This is a genomic window from Tardiphaga sp. 285_C5_N1_2 (assembly GCF_052076065.1).
Taxonomy (GTDB): domain Bacteria; phylum Pseudomonadota; class Alphaproteobacteria; order Rhizobiales; family Xanthobacteraceae; genus Tardiphaga; species Tardiphaga robiniae.
On sequence record NZ_CP197241.1, the window covers coordinates 4,161,511 to 4,179,718 of the forward strand.

The window sequence follows — 18,208 nt, forward strand, 5'->3', positions numbered from 1 at the left end:
ATCGTCCTCAGCTTGCGGCGCGCAGGGGTTCGCAGGCAGAGGCGTTAAGAAAACCGGTCAAGCGCTGGCGGATGATGCTTTCGGCGTCCGCCATGATGCGATCGATCAGTTCCTTGACGGTCGGGATGTCGTTGATGAGGCCCGCAACCATGCCGCAGCTCCAGGCGCCGGCGTCCATGTCACCGTCGACCATGACTTTCGGATACACGCCCGCCACTTCATTGATGATGTCGCCGATGACCAATGAGTCGCCCTTAGCTTGTTCGGTTGCGATCAGCCGCTCGACTCCGGCGTTATTGAGAACGCGCTCGGTATTCCTCAGCGAGCGCATCACTAGACGCGTATCGAGTTCCGACGCCTTGACGATCGCATCCTTGACGTTCTGATGGACGGGCGCCTCTTTGGTTGCCACGAACCGGGTGCCCATGTTCATGCCCGCAGCGCCCATCGCGAGCGCCGCAACCAGACTACGCGCGTCGGCCATCCCTCCCGATGCAACGAACGGGATCTTCAGTTCTTCGGCAGCGCGCGGCAGCAGAATCATGTTTGGCATGTCGTCTTCGCCGGGATGACCACCGCATTCGAATCCGTCGACGCTGACGGCGTCGCAACCGATCTTCTCCGCCTTCAACGAATGGCGGACGGATGTGCATTTGTGGATGACTTTGATGCCCGCCTCCTTCAGGGCCGGCATGTACTGCTCAGGACTTCGGCCAGCGGTTTCGACGGCCTTGATGCCACCTTCCTTGATCGCGGCGATGTATTCCGGATATGGCGGGGCGTCGAACGTCGGCAGAAATGTGAGGTTCACGCCGAACGGCTTGTCGGTCATGTCGTGACAGCGCGCGATTTCCTTCGCGAGGTTCTCGGGCGTTCTTTGAGTCAATCCGGTGATGATGCCCAGGCCACCGGCATTCGAGACGGCCGCGGCGAGTTCGGCAAAGCCTACATAGTGCATGCCCCCCTGAATAATGGGATGTTCGATCTCGAAGAGGTCTGTGATGGCGGTTCTCATGATCGTCTCCGAATCTCGCTGTTTAGGTTTCTGATTATCAGTGAACGATTTCGAGCAGGCCGGCCGCACCCATGCCGCCGCCTACGCACATCGTGACCACCGCGTACTTCGCCTTGCGACGACGCCCCTCGATCAGCGCATGACCCGTCAGCCGCGCGCCGGTCATGCCATAGGGGTGACCGACAGCGATGGAGCCGCCGTTGACGTTGAGCTTCTCGGGATCAATGCCGAGCGTGTCGCGGCAGTAGATAACCTGGACCGCGAATGCCTCGTTCAATTCCCAAAGGTCGATGTCGTCGATCGTGAGACCATGGCGCTTGAGAAGGCGAGGCACTGCGAAGATCGGGCCGATTCCCATCTCGTCGGGCTCGCAGCCCGCCGACACAAAGCCGCGGAAGATGCCAAGCGGCTTTAGGCCCTTTTGGGCGGCGAGCTTGTCGCTCATGATAACGGTGGCACTGGCACCGTCCGATAGCTGGCTCGCGTTGCCGCCAGTGATGGAGTAGCCCGGCCCTTTCGCCGGCTTGACTTTGGCCAGTCCCTCGGCGGTCGTGTCAGGACGCGGGCCCTCGTCCGCCGAGAGCGTGATCTCGTTGTAGGAGATGGCGCCGGTCTCCTTGTTAGTCACGACCATCGTCGTCTTGATCGGCGCCAGTTCGTCATTGAAGCGGCCGGCCTGCTGCGCGGCTGCGGTGCGGCGCTGACTTTCGAGACTGTATTCGTCCTGCGCGTCCCGAGAGATGTTGTAGCGTTTTGCGACGTTTTCGGCCGTATCCAGCATTGCGATGTAAGCGTCGCCTTTGATCGCCAGCAGCTCTGGGTCAACCGCGTGCCACTGGTTCATATGTTCGTTCTGGACGAGGCTAATGGATTCACCGCCTCCGCCGACCGCGACCTCTACGCCGTCGAAGATCACCGACCGGGCGGCAAGCGCGATCGCCTGGAGCCCCGACGCACACTGTCTGTCGATGGTGGTGCCGGCGACCGTGACAGGAAGACCGGCGCGAAGCAGAGCCTTGCGGGCGATGTTCGATCCCGTCGTGCCCTGCTGCATGGCGCACCCCATCACCACGTCCTCCACCTCTCCGCCTATGATGTTCGCGCGGGTGAGCGCCGCCGAAATGGCGTGTCCCATCATGGTCGCACCTTCGGTATTGTTGAGCGCGCCCTTATAGGCCTTTCCTATCGGGGTGCGGGCGGTCGATACGATTACGGCTTCGGTCATTTATTATTTCCTTGGCTGGATGGGACGGGCGTGACCGCGCGTCATGCGGCGTGGGCGAATCGCATCAGATGGAAAGCGGGGTCGCCGAACTGGATGTCGATGGCGCCGATACGTTTGAAATAGTGACCGACCTTGAGCTCGTCGCTCATGCCCATGCCACCGTGCAGTTGGATCGCCTGTTCGCCGATGAAGCGCGCAGCATATCCGACCTTTGTCTTCGCACCGGAGGCGAGCTTCGTGACATGGGCATCGTTGGACGCCAGCGTCAGGGTCAGATGCTGCATCAACGAGACGGCTTCCTGCAGCGCGATAAACATGTCGACCATTCTGTGCTGCAGCACCTGAAACGATCCGAGGGTCACGCCGAATTGCTTGCGGGTCTTGCTGTAGTCTAGCGTCGCCGCATTCAGCTCGGTCATTGCGCCTATAGCCTCGGCACACAGTCCGCCGATGCCGCGGTCGCGACAGCTCTCGAGCGCGACGACTCCCTGGCCTTCGCGTCCGAGCAGGTTGACCGCCGGGATGCGAACATCCTTCAGCGTGACCTCGGCGGCGCGCCTGCCGTCGACCGTCCGGTAGCTTTGCATGCGTAGACCGGCCGCCCGGCTGTCGACGATGAACAGGGACACGCCGTCACGATCGCCATCTCGGCCGGACGTTCTCGCGGAGACGATCAGCCGGTCGGCCCACGGAGCACCGATCACGGCGGCTTTCGTTCCCGACAGGACGTAGTCATCACCACTTCGGTCCGCAGACACCGATACCTTGTTGAGGTTGTACCGAGATCCCGGTTCGGCCCAGGCCAACGCCCACGTCGCCTCGCCCGCTGCGATCTCGGCGAGCAATTCCCCGCGTTGGTCGTCGGTCCCCAATGCCTCGATTAGCCCTCCCGCCAGCACGACCGTCTCGAAATATGGCTCGACGACGAGGCTGCGGCCGAACTCCTGCATAACGATCATGGTCGTCAGCGGGCCGTTCCCGAGGCCGCCATATTCCTCCGCGAACGGTGCCGCCAGAAGACCGAGGTCGGCGAACTTTGCCCACACCGCGCGACTCCAACCATCTTCGCCCGCGACGATCTTCGCTCGGTCATCGAAGCCGTATTCATCCTTCAGGAAACGTTGCACGCTGTTGCGGAGCAATTCCTGGTCTTCGGTCAGTTCGATGTCCATGGACGCCTCTCCTGGTGCGGGTCAAAGACCGAGCACGGCTTTCGCGATGATGTTGCGTTGAATCTCGTTGGATCCGCCGTAGATGCTGAGCTTGCGCGAGTTGAGGTATTTTTCCGCCGACGTATGCCCATAGTCAGGCCCGGGCATGAAACGGTTCCCGCTGACGGGATGCTCTCGAAGAGCAACGCCGTAATTGCCCATCGCGCGGTGCGTGAGGTCGGTAATGCGCTGGAAGATCTCGGTGCCTCTGATCTTGAAGAGCGATGCGGCCGGGCCGGGATCGATACCGCGCGACATCTGCGCGACAACCCTCAATTCCGTCGCTTCGAGGGCCAGCACATCCAATTCGACACGGGCGATCTCACGGATGAACTCCGCGAAACTCGGATCGTCCTCGGGAATTTCCGCCCTGACGATGTCCTTGAGCCGCCGCAGGTACCGCGTCGAACGACCGATACCCGCCATGCTGGTGCGTTCGTTGCCGAGGAGGAATTTTGCGTAGGTCCAGCCCTTGTTCTCCTCGCCGATCAGATTCTCGATCGGCACCCGCACGTCCTCAAGGAAGACATCGTTGACCTCATGTGAGCCGTCGATCGTGATGATCGGCCGAACCGTCACACCCGGCGTTTTCATGTCGATCAGCAGGAACGAGATTCCTGCCTGGGGCTTCCCGGACGGATCGGTGCGGACGAGGCAGAAGATCCAGTCCGCGTGCTGCGCGAGAGTGGTCCATGTCTTGTGCCCGTTGACGACATAATGATCGCCATCACGAACCGCCTTGGTCCTGACCGAGGCTAGATCCGACCCCGAACCCGGCTCCGAGTAGCCTTGGCACCACCAGTCCTCGCCCGACAATATGCGTGGCAGGAACCTCGCCTTCTGCGCCTCCTTCCCGAACGTGTAGATGACCGGGCCGACCATGGTCACGCTGAAGGCGAGCGGAGGAAGCGTCCCCGCACGCGAGGTCTCCTGGTCCCAGATGAAGCGCTGGGTGAGAGACCAACCGGGTCCGCCATACTCCTTCGGCCAGAGCGGCGCGATCCAACCCTTCTTATGTAGGATCTTGTGCCAGAGAAGCGATTGCTCCTTGGTCAGGTCGGTCTCCGGGTTGGCGACGCGCATTTCCTTGGGGTAATGCTCCGCGATAAAGGAGCGAACCTCATCGCGGAAGGCTGCATCTTCGGCAGAGAGATTCAGCTCCATGGCAAGCTACCACTTCTCGCCAAATGGCCGGATCTCGTGCTCGAACGTCCATGCGTCACGCGGCTGCTGGTAAAGTGCCCAGTAAGCCTCGGCGACAGCAGCCGGCCGCATCAAACGGTTCGGATCGAGGTTTTCCATTGCCTGCGGCCCTTCGCGGCTGGTGATCAGCTGCCGCACCCATTCCGTGTCCACGCTCGAGTCGATGATCAGGTGCGCGACATGAATGTTCTTGGGCCCGAGTTCCCGGGCCATCGATTGCGCGACGGCTCGGAGACCGAACTTGGCGCTCGCGAAGGCTGCGAAACCGTTGCCGCCGCGCAGGCTTGCCGTCGCTCCGGTGAAGAAGATGTTCCCCTTGCCGCGTGCCAGCATTGCCCGCGCTGCCTCGCGTCCAGCGAGGAATCCCGAATAGCACGCCATCTCCCAGACTTTGCGAAACACGCGCTCCGTGGTCTCGACGATCGGAAAATTGACGTTGGCGCCGATATTGAAAACGCACACCTCCAAAGGGGCATGAGCGTCGGCATCGGAGATGAATTTCACCATCTCCTCTTCCTTGCGCGCATCGAGAGCACGCCCAAATACGGTGCCCCCCGCGGCCTCGATCTCCTTGATCAGCGGCTCGAGCTTCTCGCCCTGGCGGCGCCCCACGAAGACCGTGAAACCTTCCGCAGCGAATTTCTTGGCGATCTCGCCGCCGATGAAGTCACCTGCGCCAACGACGGCTACTGTTGCATTGCGTTTTTTCAACTGAGTTCTCCCGGATGCGAGTACGCGGCGGCGAACGCCACCGCAATCTGCTTAGCTGCGCAGCGATTCCGCCAGCTTGTGCTTCAGAATCTTGCCCGTGGATGTGGCCGGCAGCGCCGGCAGCACGATGATCTCCGACGGGCGCTTGTAGGATGTGAGCTGAGGGCTGACATGCGCCATCAGATCGGAGGCCGTTGTCTCGGTCCCCTGAAGAAGCTGCACAAAGGCGACGACCTCTTCGTTACCGTCCACCGGGCGCCCCACGACCGCACACTGCACGACCGAGGCATGCGTACTCAACACCGCTTCGATCTCGGCGGGGTAGACGTTGAAGCCCGAGCGGATGATCATTTCCTTGGTGCGGCCGACAATGAAGAGACAATCCCCCTCGAAGCGGGCCAGATCGCCGGTGTTGAACCAGCCATCCGGATCGATCGCCTTCGCGGTCAGATCCGGCGCCCGATAATAGCCGCGCATCACATTCCGCCCGCGGACATGGAGCTCGCCGACCTCGCCGGCAGTCTTGTGCGATCCGTCGAGACCCAGAATCTTCGCCTCGATACCTGGCAGCAGAGGGCCAACCGCCTGATCATCGCGCGGCGCATCAATACGTACGCCGGACAGCCCGGGCGAACATTCAGTGATGCCATAGCCATTCAACAGTGAGAGCCCGAGCTCCTGCTCCACGCGCGACTTCAAATCCAGATCGAGCGGCGCACCTGCGACCGCAATGAGGCGCAAAGAGCCCGGATCGAGCTTGCTCAAGCCGGCGATCGATTTGTATTCCAGCAATCGCTGATAGGTCGCCGGCACGCCGTTCAGAATCGTGATGCCTTCGTCAGAGATCGCCTTTGCCAATGCGGCCGGATCATACTTGCTTGCCAACCGGACGGGCGCACCCGTCATCAAGGTCATCACCAGCAACGAAATGCCGACGATGTGCGAGATCGGGAGAACGATGTACTGCTTGTCGTCTGGCGTCATGCGACGGATGTCGGCCGTGGTCTTGGCGCTGAACAGCAGATTCTCGTGCGTCAGCATCACGCCCTTCGGCGTGCCGGTCGTACCGGACGTATAGATGAGAACGGCGACCTGATCCTTCGGACTGTCCTCGACGGGCTCAGGTGACGTACCCTCATTGAGGGCGGTCACGGCCACCTCGGATAGCGGGCCGATCAGATGCGCTTGGGCTTCATACCGCGCGGCATGACTCGCCGCTTCCTTGGACACGCCGGTTGTCAGAAGAACGCGGCGCGCCCCGCTGTGATCCCTGATCTGATCCAATTCCCGAGCGGACAGCCGCGGATTGACGACGATCGCCCAGACATCGAGGCGACTTGCCGCGAGCAGCAGACCTGCGAGCGGAATGCTGTTTTCGCTGACGATCATCAGGCGGTCGCCGGGCCTGATGCCGAGCTTGGTGAGGTCAAAGGCAATATCCGCGACGGCCTTATGCAACTGACCATAGGTCATGCTGTCCCCGTCGTCGATCAACGCTATCCGATCGGGTGTTTCGACAGCATGGCAATCAATGACCTGGTCGATGCGGCGCGGCAACGCGGAAAGTATGCGCGCTGCCTCATCGGTTTCCACCGTCTTAAACATCTTCGTCCTCCCGGGAAAAGAGCCGCTTGGTCGCAGCTTCTGGATTGTATGGTCAGGTAACCTAGGCCGTCCTCGTTTTCAGGACAGAAGCCTGCTCAACGATCGCCTCTTCCACATCCCTGAGACTGTCCTTGCCGAAGAATATCTCGTTGCCGACGAAGAACGTCGGCGACCCGAACGACCCGCGAGCAACCGCGTCATTCGTGTCCTTGATGAGTTTCTGCTTGACGTCGTCCTGCTGCGCCCGCGCGACCAACCTGTCGATGTCGATGCCGGAGGATTTGAAGGCCGCGGCGAAGACTTCGGGGTCGTCCATCTTCTTCGGCTCTTCCCACATATGGTGGTAGGCCGCCCTAAAATACGGATCGAACACACCTTCGAACTTAGCCGCGACAGCGCCGCGCATGAGCATAAGCGTGTTGACGGGGAAGAACGGATTGCTGTTGAACTTGGTGATACCGTGGCGCCGGATGAAGCGCTCGGACTCCAGCCTCTGATATTCAGGCTTGTTCTTGATGCCGCGCAACGACTCCGCAGGCGACATATTACCGGTAGCTTTGTAAATCCCGCCCAGCAGGACCGGAATATATTGAAATTTGACCTTGGTGCGTTGCTCGATACCCGCGAGTGCGGCTTCGGCGAGATAGGCGTTCGGGCTGCCGAAATCGAAATGGAATTCCGGCTGTGATCGATCGGTCAACGGCGCCTCCCCTTGTATCTTGATGGGCACGATCAAATGTCCGCCCTCACCGAACGCTAGAGTTCTATTTTAGAACTGTCAACGGCGAAACCTGCTTTGAAACCGGAACGACGACAACGGTATTGTTTTGAGGTCCATGCCAAAATAGAATGCGCGGAATGGGAATGCCGGAGACGTGGGATGAAATGGGATTCGCTTGAGGAAGAGCCGTGTTCGCTGGCCCGCACCGTCGCGGTGATTGGCGACCGCTGGACGCTTATGATTTTGCGTGAATGCTTCCTGCGCAAGCGTCGCTTCGACGCCTTCCAGACATCGCTGGGAATTACACGGCACCTGCTCGCCGACCGCCTCAAGAAGCTGGTTCGATTCGGTGTGCTCCGGCGCATTCCCTATATGGATGCACCCAAGCGATACGAGTATATTTTGACCCAGAAGGGACTGGACCTTTACCCGATCATCATGTCGGTCGTTCATTGGGGTAACATCCACATGGTCGACTCGCGGGGGCGACCGATGCTTCACGAGCACAAGTCATGCGGCAAGCACTTCGATCCGCTCATGATCTGCTCGGAATGCGGCGAGCCGGTGCTTGCGAAGGAAGTCCACGTCCATCCGGGGCCTGGCGCTCGCGAAACGGCAATGCCGAGGACGCAGATTGCCAAGACACAGGTTAAGGTGCAGACGCCGAAAGCCACCGCTTCCAGGGCAAAACGCGCCTGAGGCCAAGTCCGGACGAAGAACAAGCCGGACTTGGCGACGACTGCGTTACTCCGAGCTCGCGTCCAGAAGACCGCCGAATTGGTCCCAGGAATTCCCGTTCCAGCGCTGCAGCTGAAGCTGGGTATAGGCCATGCTATTCTGCGGTCCGGTATTGATAGTAATTCCCGGCATCAACGTCGGCAGGGACAGGCCCCGAATATTGCGTGCCTGCTTCACGATATTCTCGCGGGAATAATCGCCAGCGCATTGTTTCAGAACCTGCTCCAGTATCTGGCCCTGCTCCGTGCCATACACATAGTTCGCATCGCCAATGTCGGCACCGGGCAGATATTTCGCGAAGTGGGCTTTGTACCACTGGACCCCGGGATCATCCGCCCATTTGCTGTCGCTCGGATCCTTTGCGATGGTCGCCGCGACGATACCGATCGCCTTGTCGGGTCCTGCAGGCACGATTGTCGACGAGACCGAGCTTGAGACGTAGTTGATCAGGAACAGCGGCTTCCAGCCTATTTCGGACGCTTTCTTGATCGCCTGCGCGGCGAATTTCGGCGTGCCGGCAACCAGGAACGCTGCCGCGCCCGAGGCTTTCAGATTCACCACATGGGAGTCGATGGTGGGCTCACTCAGTTCATATGCGGATGCCACGACCTTCTTGTCGAAAGCGTCCTTGAAATACGCCTTAAACGCCGCGAGGAAGTCCTTGCCGAGATCGTCGTTCTGATACAATAGCGCGATCTTCGCATCCGGCAGCACCTTCGAGATATATTTGGCGTAGATCTTTCCCTCGGTGTCGTAGCTGGGCAGGCCCGTCGTCGTCATCGGGAATTCTTTGAAGTTCGTGAACTTGTTGACGCCGCTCACCACGAACAGGTGCGGGACCTTCTTCGCGTTGACGTATTTGATCGTCGCTCCAATTCCAGGCGTGCCCTGCGGGCCGAACAGGAACGCAACCTCGTCGCTCTCAACCAGCTTGCGCGTTTGTTCGACCGTTTTCGGCGGGCTATAGGCGTCGTCATAGGTAATGAGATTGATCTTTTTGCCGCCGATGCCGCCGCGATCGTTGATCGAGTTGACATAGGCAATGAGCCCCTTGCCGGTATTGCTCAAGGGCGACGCAGGTCCGCTGAACGGAAAGGTCGCACCGATTTTGATTTCGGTATCCGTGACGCCGACTGTCTCGGCTCGCGCCTGCAGTCCGAACAGTGTCGCTGCCATTGCAACGCCAACAAACATTCTTCTCATCATTGTCCGCTCCCTCCAGTGCCGCAAGCTTGACTGCCTGCCATTTAAAATTCTCGAATGAAGAGCTCTCGCCAACGTCGCCGAGCGAAACAGCCCTGCACATGACCCATCGGTGACAGCGACAAGCGCCCGGATCGGCCATCCCCGAGGTGCCGTGGCTCGTCAGGGCAGAGACCGGCCAAGCCCGGCGCTGCTGCGTCGTTCAAACCCGGCAGCCCTCGAAATGAGTTTGGCTATCGATCGATGGGCCGATGACGCGCGATTCCACCGGCACCGATCACCGCGCCACGTGGTGCCGCGCGCGGCATGCACCGCCGTTGGGATCGCAAACCATCAACGCTGTCGTGATCCGGCGCATCATATCCTCCCCTGGCTCGCCGCAATGATCGCGGCGGCATGCAATCATTTGATCGCAATTATTGGTCAGCGACCTTGGTGATCAAGGTCAGTTCTTTTAAAGAACTTGTCAATCGCAAAATGACCGCCGCGCAAGTGGCGAGCTGACGCGACGTCGCCGCTAGGTTTTTCGATCTGCAATCGCTTGCCTTGCAAGCTCGATCCAGACTGGCGCTTCCCGCGCATAGAGCTCGCGCGTCGCCTGCATCGACATCGGTCCTTCATCGATTCCAAACGTCTGGAACATCGTCCTGACCTTTTCGGTCTGCGCCGCCCGCATGATGAGATCCGACAGGCGTTCGACAATGGCCGTTGGCGTACCGGTGGGCACCGCGCAGCATTGATAGGTCAGCAGACCGAACAGCGGCGAATCCGCCCCCTGCTCGGCAAACGTCCTGACTTCCGGAAAGGTCGTGAGCCGCTTGCGCGGCACAGCGACGACTGCACCCGACCCGCTCTGCAGGACCGGCTGCGCGCCGACGATCGTACCGACACCGCCGTCGACCGTCTGTGCCAGCATATCGGTGAACATCGGTGCCTCACCACGGTAGTGGATCGGCTCGATGTTCAGGCCATATTGCTTGTTGAGCGCGAGGATCGTGAGGTGCGGAGGTGAGCCGACCCCGAACGTTCCGAGCGTCATGCGCCCCATCGCGCGTGCATGACGAACGACGCCGTCGAGGTCGGTGATGCCCAGCTGCTTGCGCATGATGAGCGGCAGTCCACCCGTCGGCATCGCCGAAACCAGCTGAAAATCCTTATCCGTGTCGTAGGCAAGATCTTTGACCAGCACGCGGTTCACGGTCATCGCGCCAGACGTATTGAACAGGATGGTATAGCCGTCCGGCACTGCCCGCTTGACCTCGGCCCCGGCAATCGAACCGAGCGCGCCGGTCTTGTTCTCGACGATCACTGGCACGCCGGTCTGGCTTCCGATGAACTCGGCATACATCCGCGCATAGACGTCGGTCTGTCCGCCCGGGGCGAAGCCGACGACGATCCTGATCGGTCGCTGCGGCCAGGTGTCCGCCGCCGATCGTGCGATCGACGGGACTGCAACGGTGGACGCCGTTGCGGCCAAGAAAGATCGGCGCGTTATTTTCATTCTTCATCCTCCCTCTGATAGGCGTCGTCATTTTTCCGTCCGCGTCATTGAGGCCTGTTCGGCTGCGGATCGTCGTCTTGAGACCGGCGCAATTTCGCTTACGCGCGGCCAGCGTCGCCGGTGTTACGGCTGCAACGCCGCCCGGTCTTGTTGGAGCGATCAGCCCGGCTTGTTGGCCGCCGAGGCATCCCGATAGGCGGAGCGATTCAGCACACGGTCGAGATAGGGCGTCGCGCTGTCGCAGATCGCTACCTGATAATCGATGGCCCAGGTCAGACACGTGGTCAGCAGGATGTCTGCGGTGGTGAACTGTTCACCCAGGAGATATTCCCGCCCGTCGGACAGCGCCGCATCGACGTGCTTCAACTGCTTCCTGAAATACTCCGCAGCCTGGGCGACAACGCCCGGTGCATCACCATAGATGTGAGACAGTCCCTTGATCTGCCCATGCCGCCTCATGACGTACAGGCTCGTGGAATCCAGCTCGGTGACGATGAAGAAACACCATTCGAGCCACTTCGCGTAAGTCTCGGAGTCTTTCGGAATGAGGGAGGCGGCCTGGTCGGGATAGGTCTTGGCTAGATAGGCGATGATCGCAGCGCTCTCGCCGATGACGAGCGTGTGGTCCTGCAACAGCGGCACCTTTTGCCGGGGATTGAGGGCCGTATATTCCGGCGTTTCGGTCTCCCCCGTCCGCGGCAGGATCGGCTTTCGGGTATAGGGAAGCTTCAATTCATGAAGCGCCCAGTGAGGTCGGATGGTCCGGCTGGTGCCAACGCCCCACAACACGAGTTCCGGGTTCATCACCATTTCTCCGCAGCCGGCCGAAGATCGAGCTCATGCGTCCATCCGTCTCGCTTCTGCGCATGGGCGAACCAATAGGCTTCCGCAATCGACGCCGTCGTGGTGAGGCTGTCGGGCTGACGGGCGGCAGGATCCAGGCCACGGCTCCTCATCCGCTCATGGATCGCCTCACTGTCGACGCCGGCATCGATCAGCAGGTGCACGACGTGGATGTTCTTCGGTCCGAGCTCTCGCGCCATGGCCTGCGCAACGGCCCGCAGACCGAATTTCGCTGCCGAGAAAGCGGCAAAGCCGCTGCCGCCGCGCATGCTGGCCGTCGCGCCGGTGAACAGCATCGTGCCGGCGCCGCGCGGCACCATATGCTTCGCTGCCTCACGTCCCACCAGGAAGCCGGCATAGCAGGCTAGTTCCCAGGCCTTGAAGAACAGCTTCCCGGTCGTTTCGAGCAGTGGCTTCTGCACATTGGATCCGGCATTGAACAGGCACACCGCGATGGGGCCCATCTCATCTTCCACCGTCTGGAACAGCCGCTGCACCTCCTCCTCGTTTCGGGCGTCGATCGATCTGGCGTGGACATCGTGCCCCTGCGCGCGCAGCTCCTCGACCAGGCCCGCAGACTTTTCAGCATCGCGCCGCGCGATACAGATCGCGTATCCCCCCTGTGCAAATCGCCGTGCGACGGCCGCACCAATTGCATCCCCCGCTCCCACCAGGAGCGCCACCTGCTTCTTGTCAGTCATGTCAACGTCCCTCGCCTTCAATTCGGACGACCTTCGACAGGGTCATCTCGGTGATTGCCGCATCGTCGAAGCCAAGATCTCGCAGGATCTCCCGACTATGCTCGCCAATGCGTGGTGCCGGCCCGCCGATGGCCGCCGGGCGCTCTTCGAACCGGGCCGCCGGTTTCGGCTGACGGACGCGGCCGACGGACGGCTGCTCCAACTCTTGGATGATGCCGCGCGCCACCACCTGCTCGTTGGCGACGATCTCGCTACGGCGCAGCACCGGTGCACATGGCACGTCCGCGGCGTCCAGCCTGGCAAGCCATTCGGCCGTGGTCCGGGTGGCGATGTATTCCTGCATCTTGTTGATGCGCGCGGTGGCATTGACCGAGCGCCCCGCAGGCGTCGCGAACCTCTCGTCCTTGACGAGCTCAGGGTCGTCGGTGGCGCGGCAGAAGCCCTGCCACTCGGAATCCGAGATCGTGCCTGCGGTGATATAGCCGTCCACGGTCTTGAAGATCAGATCGGGGCGATCATTAGGATCCGGCGACGAGGCCTCCGCGCCGACGACGGTGTGTTGCATCATGCCTTCAGGCCACAGGAACGACAGCATGGCGTCCAGCATCGCGACCCGAATGTGATCGCCGCGTCCAGTCTTCTCGCGCGCATAGAGCGCCGAGGACACGGCCTGTGCCGTCAGCACTGCCGTCGTCTTGTCCGCGACGATGGTCCGTATCATCTGAGGTCGGTTGGTGCCGGCCTGCGACTGGATGTCGGCGAAACCCGATAGCCCCTGAACGATCGGATCGTAGACGCGTTTCTTGGCGTACGGCCCGGTTTCACCAACCCCGCTGATCGAAACGTAGATGAGGCGCGGATATTGCGCCCGGAGTTCGTTGGCTCCCAACCCGAGACGCTCCATCGTACCCGGGCGAAAGTTCTGCACGAGGACATCGGACTGGGCGATGAGCTTCTTGACAATCCGCGCACCGGCTTCGCTTTTGATATCGAGCGAGATCGAGCGCTTGCCTCGGTTCGACGAGATGAACAGCGCCGAGAACTGCCCGGCCTTGTCGATGGCGGCCCGGCTGCGGCGCGTGATGTCACCGCCCAGCGGCTCGATCTTGATGACCTCAGCGCCCTGGTCCGCCAAGAACATGGTTGCAAATGGACCCGACACGACGCTGGTCAGATCAAGTACGCGAACTCCCAAAAGAGGCCCTGGCATGCGTTCCATTCCCACTGCATTCGGCGCACGACGCACCGTTGAGTGGATCTGTTAGAAGAACGCGGGCGACCAGGCTTGCCAGATAGTGCCGGATCTACGTGAAAGCGACATTGCTTTCCGACTTTGCTAATGCCGCACCGCGGCGCGAAAGCCCGACGGACAAAGACCAGTGTGCTGTTTGAATTTCGTCGTGAAATGTTGCGAATGGCTGAAGCCAACTGCAAGGCCAATTTCCGTCAGCGAACACTTCTCACTAATAAGAAGGTATTTGGCGCGCTCAATGCGCCGACCGATGACATACTGATGCGGGGTATCGCCGGTACTTTCGGAAAATGCCCTAATGAAATGTCGAGTGCTCAATCCGACCAGCGAAGCCATCTCCATCAATCCGATCGACCGACCGAGGTTTTCCTCGACGAACTCGGAGATCCTTTTAAGATTGCACTGGGTGAGACCACCTCGGTTGCCAAGCGGCGTCTTGGTGCCGCTCAACCGCTTTAGAACAGCGAGTGTCTGGATTGCCCACCCCTCTGCCATCATCGCATAGACATCGTCGTCATGATGCGGCTCGCTGCACAGTTCTTCCAGTCCGAAGGCGATTGCGGGGTTATCGAACCCCAGTCTCGGCGCTGCCGCAAAGCTTGGAAGTCGTTCCGATATGAACGTCTGGTCGAAGAACACGACTGTATAATCCGACTTTGCCGATGTGACGGTGAATTCGCCGTCGATCTCCAAGCCAGCCGGATAGACGGCCAAGTTGCCGGCAAGTTGCTGGTCGAACGACTGACCATCCATCTTGCCGCGCAGCTTCCGCGCACCCCTCCTATAGAAGAAGAGCGCTAGTTCTGGCTGCTTGAAATGCCATTGAACCTGCTTCGACACGTCCCTGCGGAAGCTTTCAATCCGGATTACGGGCGTGCGGACGACGGTGTTAGACAGCACGCGACCGCCGACGATCCTGATGAATTCTCCATTCTCGGATACATTGCTCATGCGACTGTCTCCCCTGCGCGTCGATGCACAACTCGCTCGGCAACCGCAACGCCTGGATGGCTCGAGATGAGGATGCTGTTTCCACGCGACCGGGCACAACATCGCTCCGTCGGAAGTCCATCGGACTTCGCGGACAGACCGCGCATCTATTTCCTCCCGACGGTCATTCAGCTGACCGTCTTTGACAATCGGCTCAAGCGGAGACGATCCTGCCTTGCAGCCTCTTGCCCGAAGATTATAGTTCTATTTTAGAACTGTCAATTTTCGAACAGTGCACGACGGGGGGACTCTTCATGACGATCTTGACGCCGGTTTCGGTCGAAACGGGAACGGACGAATTGCTTTGTCATATCGACCGTCGGGTCGCCGTGATCACGCTCAATCGCCCGGCGGCCCGCAATGCGCTGTCGGACAAACTCACACCCGCCCTGCGCCGGATGATCGCATACTGCTCGACCGACAATGGCATACGCGCGGTGCTGATCACCGGCGCCGGCGAGGCTTTCTGCGCGGGTGGCGATGTGAAAGGCATGGGCGACCGCAGCAGCACAGACGAACTAACCTTTGGTCAGAAAGTAACGCGCCTGATCGAACGTCAACGCACTTTGACCGGCGCGCTGTTCGAGATGCGGAAGCCGACGGTCGCGGCCCTTCCCGGTGCGGCTGCAGGCGCAGGCCTCTCGCTCGCATTGGCCTGCGATATCCGCATCGCAGCTGAGCAAGCATTCGTCAGTACGGCCTATGCCAGAATCGGGCTGAGCGGCGACTACGGCATCGCCTGGCTACTCACGCGAACGGTGGGAGCCGCCCGCGCAAGAGAACTGATGTTGTTGTCCGACAGAGTCGATGCACAACGCTGCGAAACTATGGGATTATTCAATCGGATCGTGGCCGCCGACAGGCTTGCCGAGGAGGCGTTCATGATCGCGTTGAAATTGGCGAATGGACCCACAAAGGCCTACAGCGCCATGAAAGACAACCTGGACGAGGTGCAAAACGTCGGCTTTGCCGCATCGCTAGACAAGGAGGCCGAGCGGCTGGTCCGCTCCGCGCAGACCGAGGAGCATCGCGAAGCCGTCAGAGCGTTCGTCGAGAAGCGTCCAGCGGTGTTTCGGTGAGCGCAGATGGCAGACAATACGCGTTGCCTGAGATGCCGTTACCAGATGTCTTTAGATCGACACTGCAAATACGACGACGGGGTCGAGGTGAGAGTCTACCTATGCAAGATCTGCACGTATATTCACGTCGAGACCGCAAAACTCGACGACGCTCATAACTGGCACGGCGTGCACTACGTCATTTGACGCCGACCACTTTTCGTTCACCTGTTCACCGCTCTTCCACATCTAACTGTACACCACCGCGAGTTCGACACTGATACCGAGGATGTGCGACGATGTAGACCTACACCAGAGCCGCGACCGACGTCGCGAGCAATGAAGTATGGGTCCAGCTTACAATCGCCAAGAATTAATCGCACGGCAGGCTATCGCTAGTTGAAACCAACGTGTTGATGCTGTGCGGCCATCCGAGCGGCAACGATGCCACGAGGGAGATTTCGTGGGTCAACGATGTCCGCTTTGCGCCGGGAGCTGACGTTCGCTCGTGGGCGCTTACGCTACCGCGCGCTGTAGGCGATGCAGCATGTAATCGATCTCCTCGCGCGCCTTCGCTGACAGTGCGGAACCGGGCTTGCGTTGGGCGTCCGACGCCAGAAACCCGCGCTTCATCACCACATACTTCCGCACGGCAAGGCCAACGCCCTGCTGCTGTTCGTATCGCAAGAGCGGCAAGTGCGCATCGAACAGATCATGCGCCTCGTCGCGCTTGCCGGCCTTCTGCAGCTTGACCAGCTCGACGAGCATGTCAGGGAACGCGTAGCCGGTCATCGCGCCGTCTGCGCCGCGCTCCATTTCAAAATCGAGGAACAGTCCGCCATTCCCGGTCAGAATCGAGATCGGCCGCAACGACCCTTCAGCCTGGAACGCACGCAGCGTCGATATCTTTTCAAGACCCGGCCAATCTTCATGCTTGAGCATGACGCAGGACGGGTTCTCCTGGACGATCTGGCGGATGACTTTCGGCGTCATCTGCACCGACAGTGTCAAAGGATAGTCCTGGATCACGAACGGAATGTCGGCGCCGATTGCCTCAATAGCCTGACGATAATAGCCTATGATCTGATCGTCCGTGCGCAGGCTCGGCACCGGAGCAATCATCACACCCGCCGCACCGTTCTCCATCACAGTCCGCGACAGCGCACGCATCGCGGCGAATCCGGGTGCCGAAACGCCGACGATCACCGGCAGTTTTCCGAAGCCCTTCACGAAATGCTTAGCAATCGCGATCGATTCCTCGGGCTCGAGCTTCGGCGCCTCACCCATGATGCCAAGCACCGTGACGCCGGTTGAGCCAGCCTTGAGGTATCCGTCGATCAATGTGCCGAGCGAGGCCTCATCAAGACGACCATCGGGATGAAACGGGGTGGGGGCGATTGGGAAGACGCCAGAGGCGGTTGCGTCGAGAGCCATGATTTGATCCTTCAGATGCTAGTAATGAGACCACCATCGACGCGGATGACCGAGCCGTTGACGTAAGATGCGCGGGTGCTGGCGAGAAAGGCGACCACATCAGCATATTCTTGTGGCTCACCATAACGGCCGGCAGGAATACTGGCGGTGCTCTCCGCAGACACGTCCTCGACGGAGCGGCTTTCACGCTTTGCCTTCTGCTCGTCCAGGAAACGGATGCGACTGGTGGCAACCCGGCCTGGAAGCACGATATTGGCTGTGATGCCGTCACGTCCAACTTCGCGGGCCAGCGTCTTCGACCAGCCCACGAGTGACAATCGCAGTGCATTCGAAATGCCGAGATTGGGAATCGGCGACACCACGCCAGACGATGTCGATGTCACGATACGTCCCCATTTGCGGGCGCGCATGCCGGGCAATACGCGATCGGTCAGCGTGATGACCGACAGCACCATCTGCTCGAAGCTCCTGCTCCACAGTTCCGGGTCCTGCCCGGCAGCAGGCGTCGGCGGCGGCCCACCGGTATTGTGGACAAGGATGTCGATGGGGCCGAACGCTGCCTCGATGGCACTGACGCGCGCATCCATCGCGGCACGATCGGCCAGATCGAAAGCGGCGGCCATCGCGTCGCCTCCATCCTGCTTGATCTCCGCGACGACACGATCGAGCGCGGCCGCGTCGATGTCCGCAAGCGCGACACGCGCGCCTTCACTCGCCAGCGTCTTCGCGATAGCGCTTCCAAGGCCGCCACCGGCGCCAAGCACCAGCGCGACCTTGCCCTGAAGTCCGAGATCCAT

The 18,208-nt window shown here is 60.5% G+C and carries 17 protein-coding genes; 2 read left to right on the top strand and 15 right to left on the bottom strand.

All coding sequences use genetic code 11. From position 1 onward, the window contains the following. Positions 1–7: 7 nt before the first annotated feature. The 7 genes from AB7951_RS19745 to AB7951_RS19775 all read right to left on the bottom strand — a co-directional run bounded on the left by AB7951_RS19745 (position 8) and on the right by AB7951_RS19775 (position 7,670). Positions 8–1,015: an NAD(P)H-dependent flavin oxidoreductase gene (locus tag AB7951_RS19745; RefSeq protein WP_089267527.1), complete on the bottom strand. Its 1,008-nt coding sequence runs from the start codon at positions 1,013–1,015 to the stop codon at positions 8–10. Positions 1,016–1,052: 37 nt separating this feature from the next. Continuing rightward, positions 1,053–2,240: an acetyl-CoA C-acyltransferase gene (locus AB7951_RS19750; protein WP_089267528.1), complete on the bottom strand. Its 1,188-nt coding sequence runs from the start codon at positions 2,238–2,240 to the stop codon at positions 1,053–1,055. Between the two features lie 41 nt (positions 2,241–2,281). Further along, complete coding sequence (locus AB7951_RS19755; protein ID WP_120288905.1) at positions 2,282–3,412, bottom strand: acyl-CoA dehydrogenase family protein; 1,131 nt, start codon at positions 3,410–3,412, stop codon at positions 2,282–2,284. Positions 3,413–3,433: 21 nt separating this feature from the next. Further along, positions 3,434–4,615 (bottom strand): acyl-CoA dehydrogenase family protein, encoded by a 1,182-nt coding sequence (locus tag AB7951_RS19760; RefSeq protein ID WP_120288904.1) that lies wholly within the window; start codon positions 4,613–4,615, stop codon positions 3,434–3,436. Between the two features lie 6 nt (positions 4,616–4,621). Beyond that, positions 4,622–5,365 (bottom strand): SDR family NAD(P)-dependent oxidoreductase, encoded by a 744-nt coding sequence (locus AB7951_RS19765; protein WP_120288903.1) that lies wholly within the window; start codon positions 5,363–5,365, stop codon positions 4,622–4,624. A gap of 51 nt (positions 5,366–5,416) precedes the next feature. Next, entirely contained in the window at positions 5,417–6,970 is a 1,554-nt protein-coding gene (locus AB7951_RS19770; protein WP_439062563.1) for a class I adenylate-forming enzyme family protein, read from the bottom strand. A gap of 61 nt (positions 6,971–7,031) precedes the next feature. Continuing rightward, on the bottom strand, positions 7,032–7,670 hold the full coding sequence (locus AB7951_RS19775) for a 2-hydroxychromene-2-carboxylate isomerase (RefSeq protein ID WP_120289259.1): 639 nt from the start codon (positions 7,668–7,670) through the stop codon (positions 7,032–7,034). A gap of 180 nt (positions 7,671–7,850) precedes the next feature. Between AB7951_RS19775 and AB7951_RS19780 the strand changes: the two genes are divergently transcribed. After that, a complete protein-coding gene (locus AB7951_RS19780) occupies positions 7,851–8,390 on the top strand; it encodes a winged helix-turn-helix transcriptional regulator (protein WP_120288901.1) in 540 nt (179 codons plus the stop codon). Positions 8,391–8,435: 45 nt separating this feature from the next. Here AB7951_RS19780 and AB7951_RS19785 read toward each other — a convergent pair whose 3' ends face one another. The 6 genes from AB7951_RS19785 to AB7951_RS19810 form a co-directional block, all read right to left on the bottom strand. Continuing rightward, entirely contained in the window at positions 8,436–9,635 is a 1,200-nt protein-coding gene (locus AB7951_RS19785) for an ABC transporter substrate-binding protein (protein WP_120288900.1), read from the bottom strand. A gap of 514 nt (positions 9,636–10,149) precedes the next feature. Next, positions 10,150–11,109, bottom strand: coding sequence for a tripartite tricarboxylate transporter substrate-binding protein (locus AB7951_RS19790; RefSeq protein ID WP_441256027.1), 960 nt, complete (start codon positions 11,107–11,109; stop codon positions 10,150–10,152). 183 nt (positions 11,110–11,292) lie between these two features. Next, a complete protein-coding gene (locus AB7951_RS19795) occupies positions 11,293–11,937 on the bottom strand; it encodes a glutathione S-transferase family protein (protein ID WP_439063228.1) in 645 nt (214 codons plus the stop codon). Continuing rightward, a complete protein-coding gene (locus AB7951_RS19800; RefSeq protein WP_089267535.1) occupies positions 11,937–12,677 on the bottom strand; it encodes an SDR family NAD(P)-dependent oxidoreductase in 741 nt (246 codons plus the stop codon). The genes AB7951_RS19795 and AB7951_RS19800 overlap by 1 nt, the downstream gene beginning before the upstream one ends. 1 nt (position 12,678) lies before the next feature. After that, on the bottom strand, positions 12,679–13,887 hold the full coding sequence (locus AB7951_RS19805) for a CaiB/BaiF CoA transferase family protein (RefSeq protein WP_439082825.1): 1,209 nt from the start codon (positions 13,885–13,887) through the stop codon (positions 12,679–12,681). A 126-nt stretch (positions 13,888–14,013) separates the two neighbouring features. Next, entirely contained in the window at positions 14,014–14,880 is an 867-nt protein-coding gene (locus AB7951_RS19810; protein ID WP_309946839.1) for an AraC family transcriptional regulator, read from the bottom strand. A 299-nt stretch (positions 14,881–15,179) separates the two neighbouring features. Here AB7951_RS19810 and AB7951_RS19815 point away from each other — a divergent pair, with 299 nt between their 5' ends. Further along, positions 15,180–15,998, top strand: coding sequence for an enoyl-CoA hydratase-related protein (locus AB7951_RS19815; protein ID WP_439084195.1), 819 nt, complete (start codon positions 15,180–15,182; stop codon positions 15,996–15,998). Between the two features lie 495 nt (positions 15,999–16,493). On the opposite strand, the gene AB7951_RS19820 is transcribed toward AB7951_RS19815, so the two are convergent. Beyond that, positions 16,494–17,411, bottom strand: a complete 918-nt coding sequence (locus AB7951_RS19820; RefSeq protein ID WP_441256028.1) for a dihydrodipicolinate synthase family protein — start codon at positions 17,409–17,411, stop codon at positions 16,494–16,496. Between the two features lie 11 nt (positions 17,412–17,422). Next, complete coding sequence (locus AB7951_RS19825) at positions 17,423–18,208, bottom strand: SDR family oxidoreductase (protein WP_439063225.1); 786 nt, start codon at positions 18,206–18,208, stop codon at positions 17,423–17,425.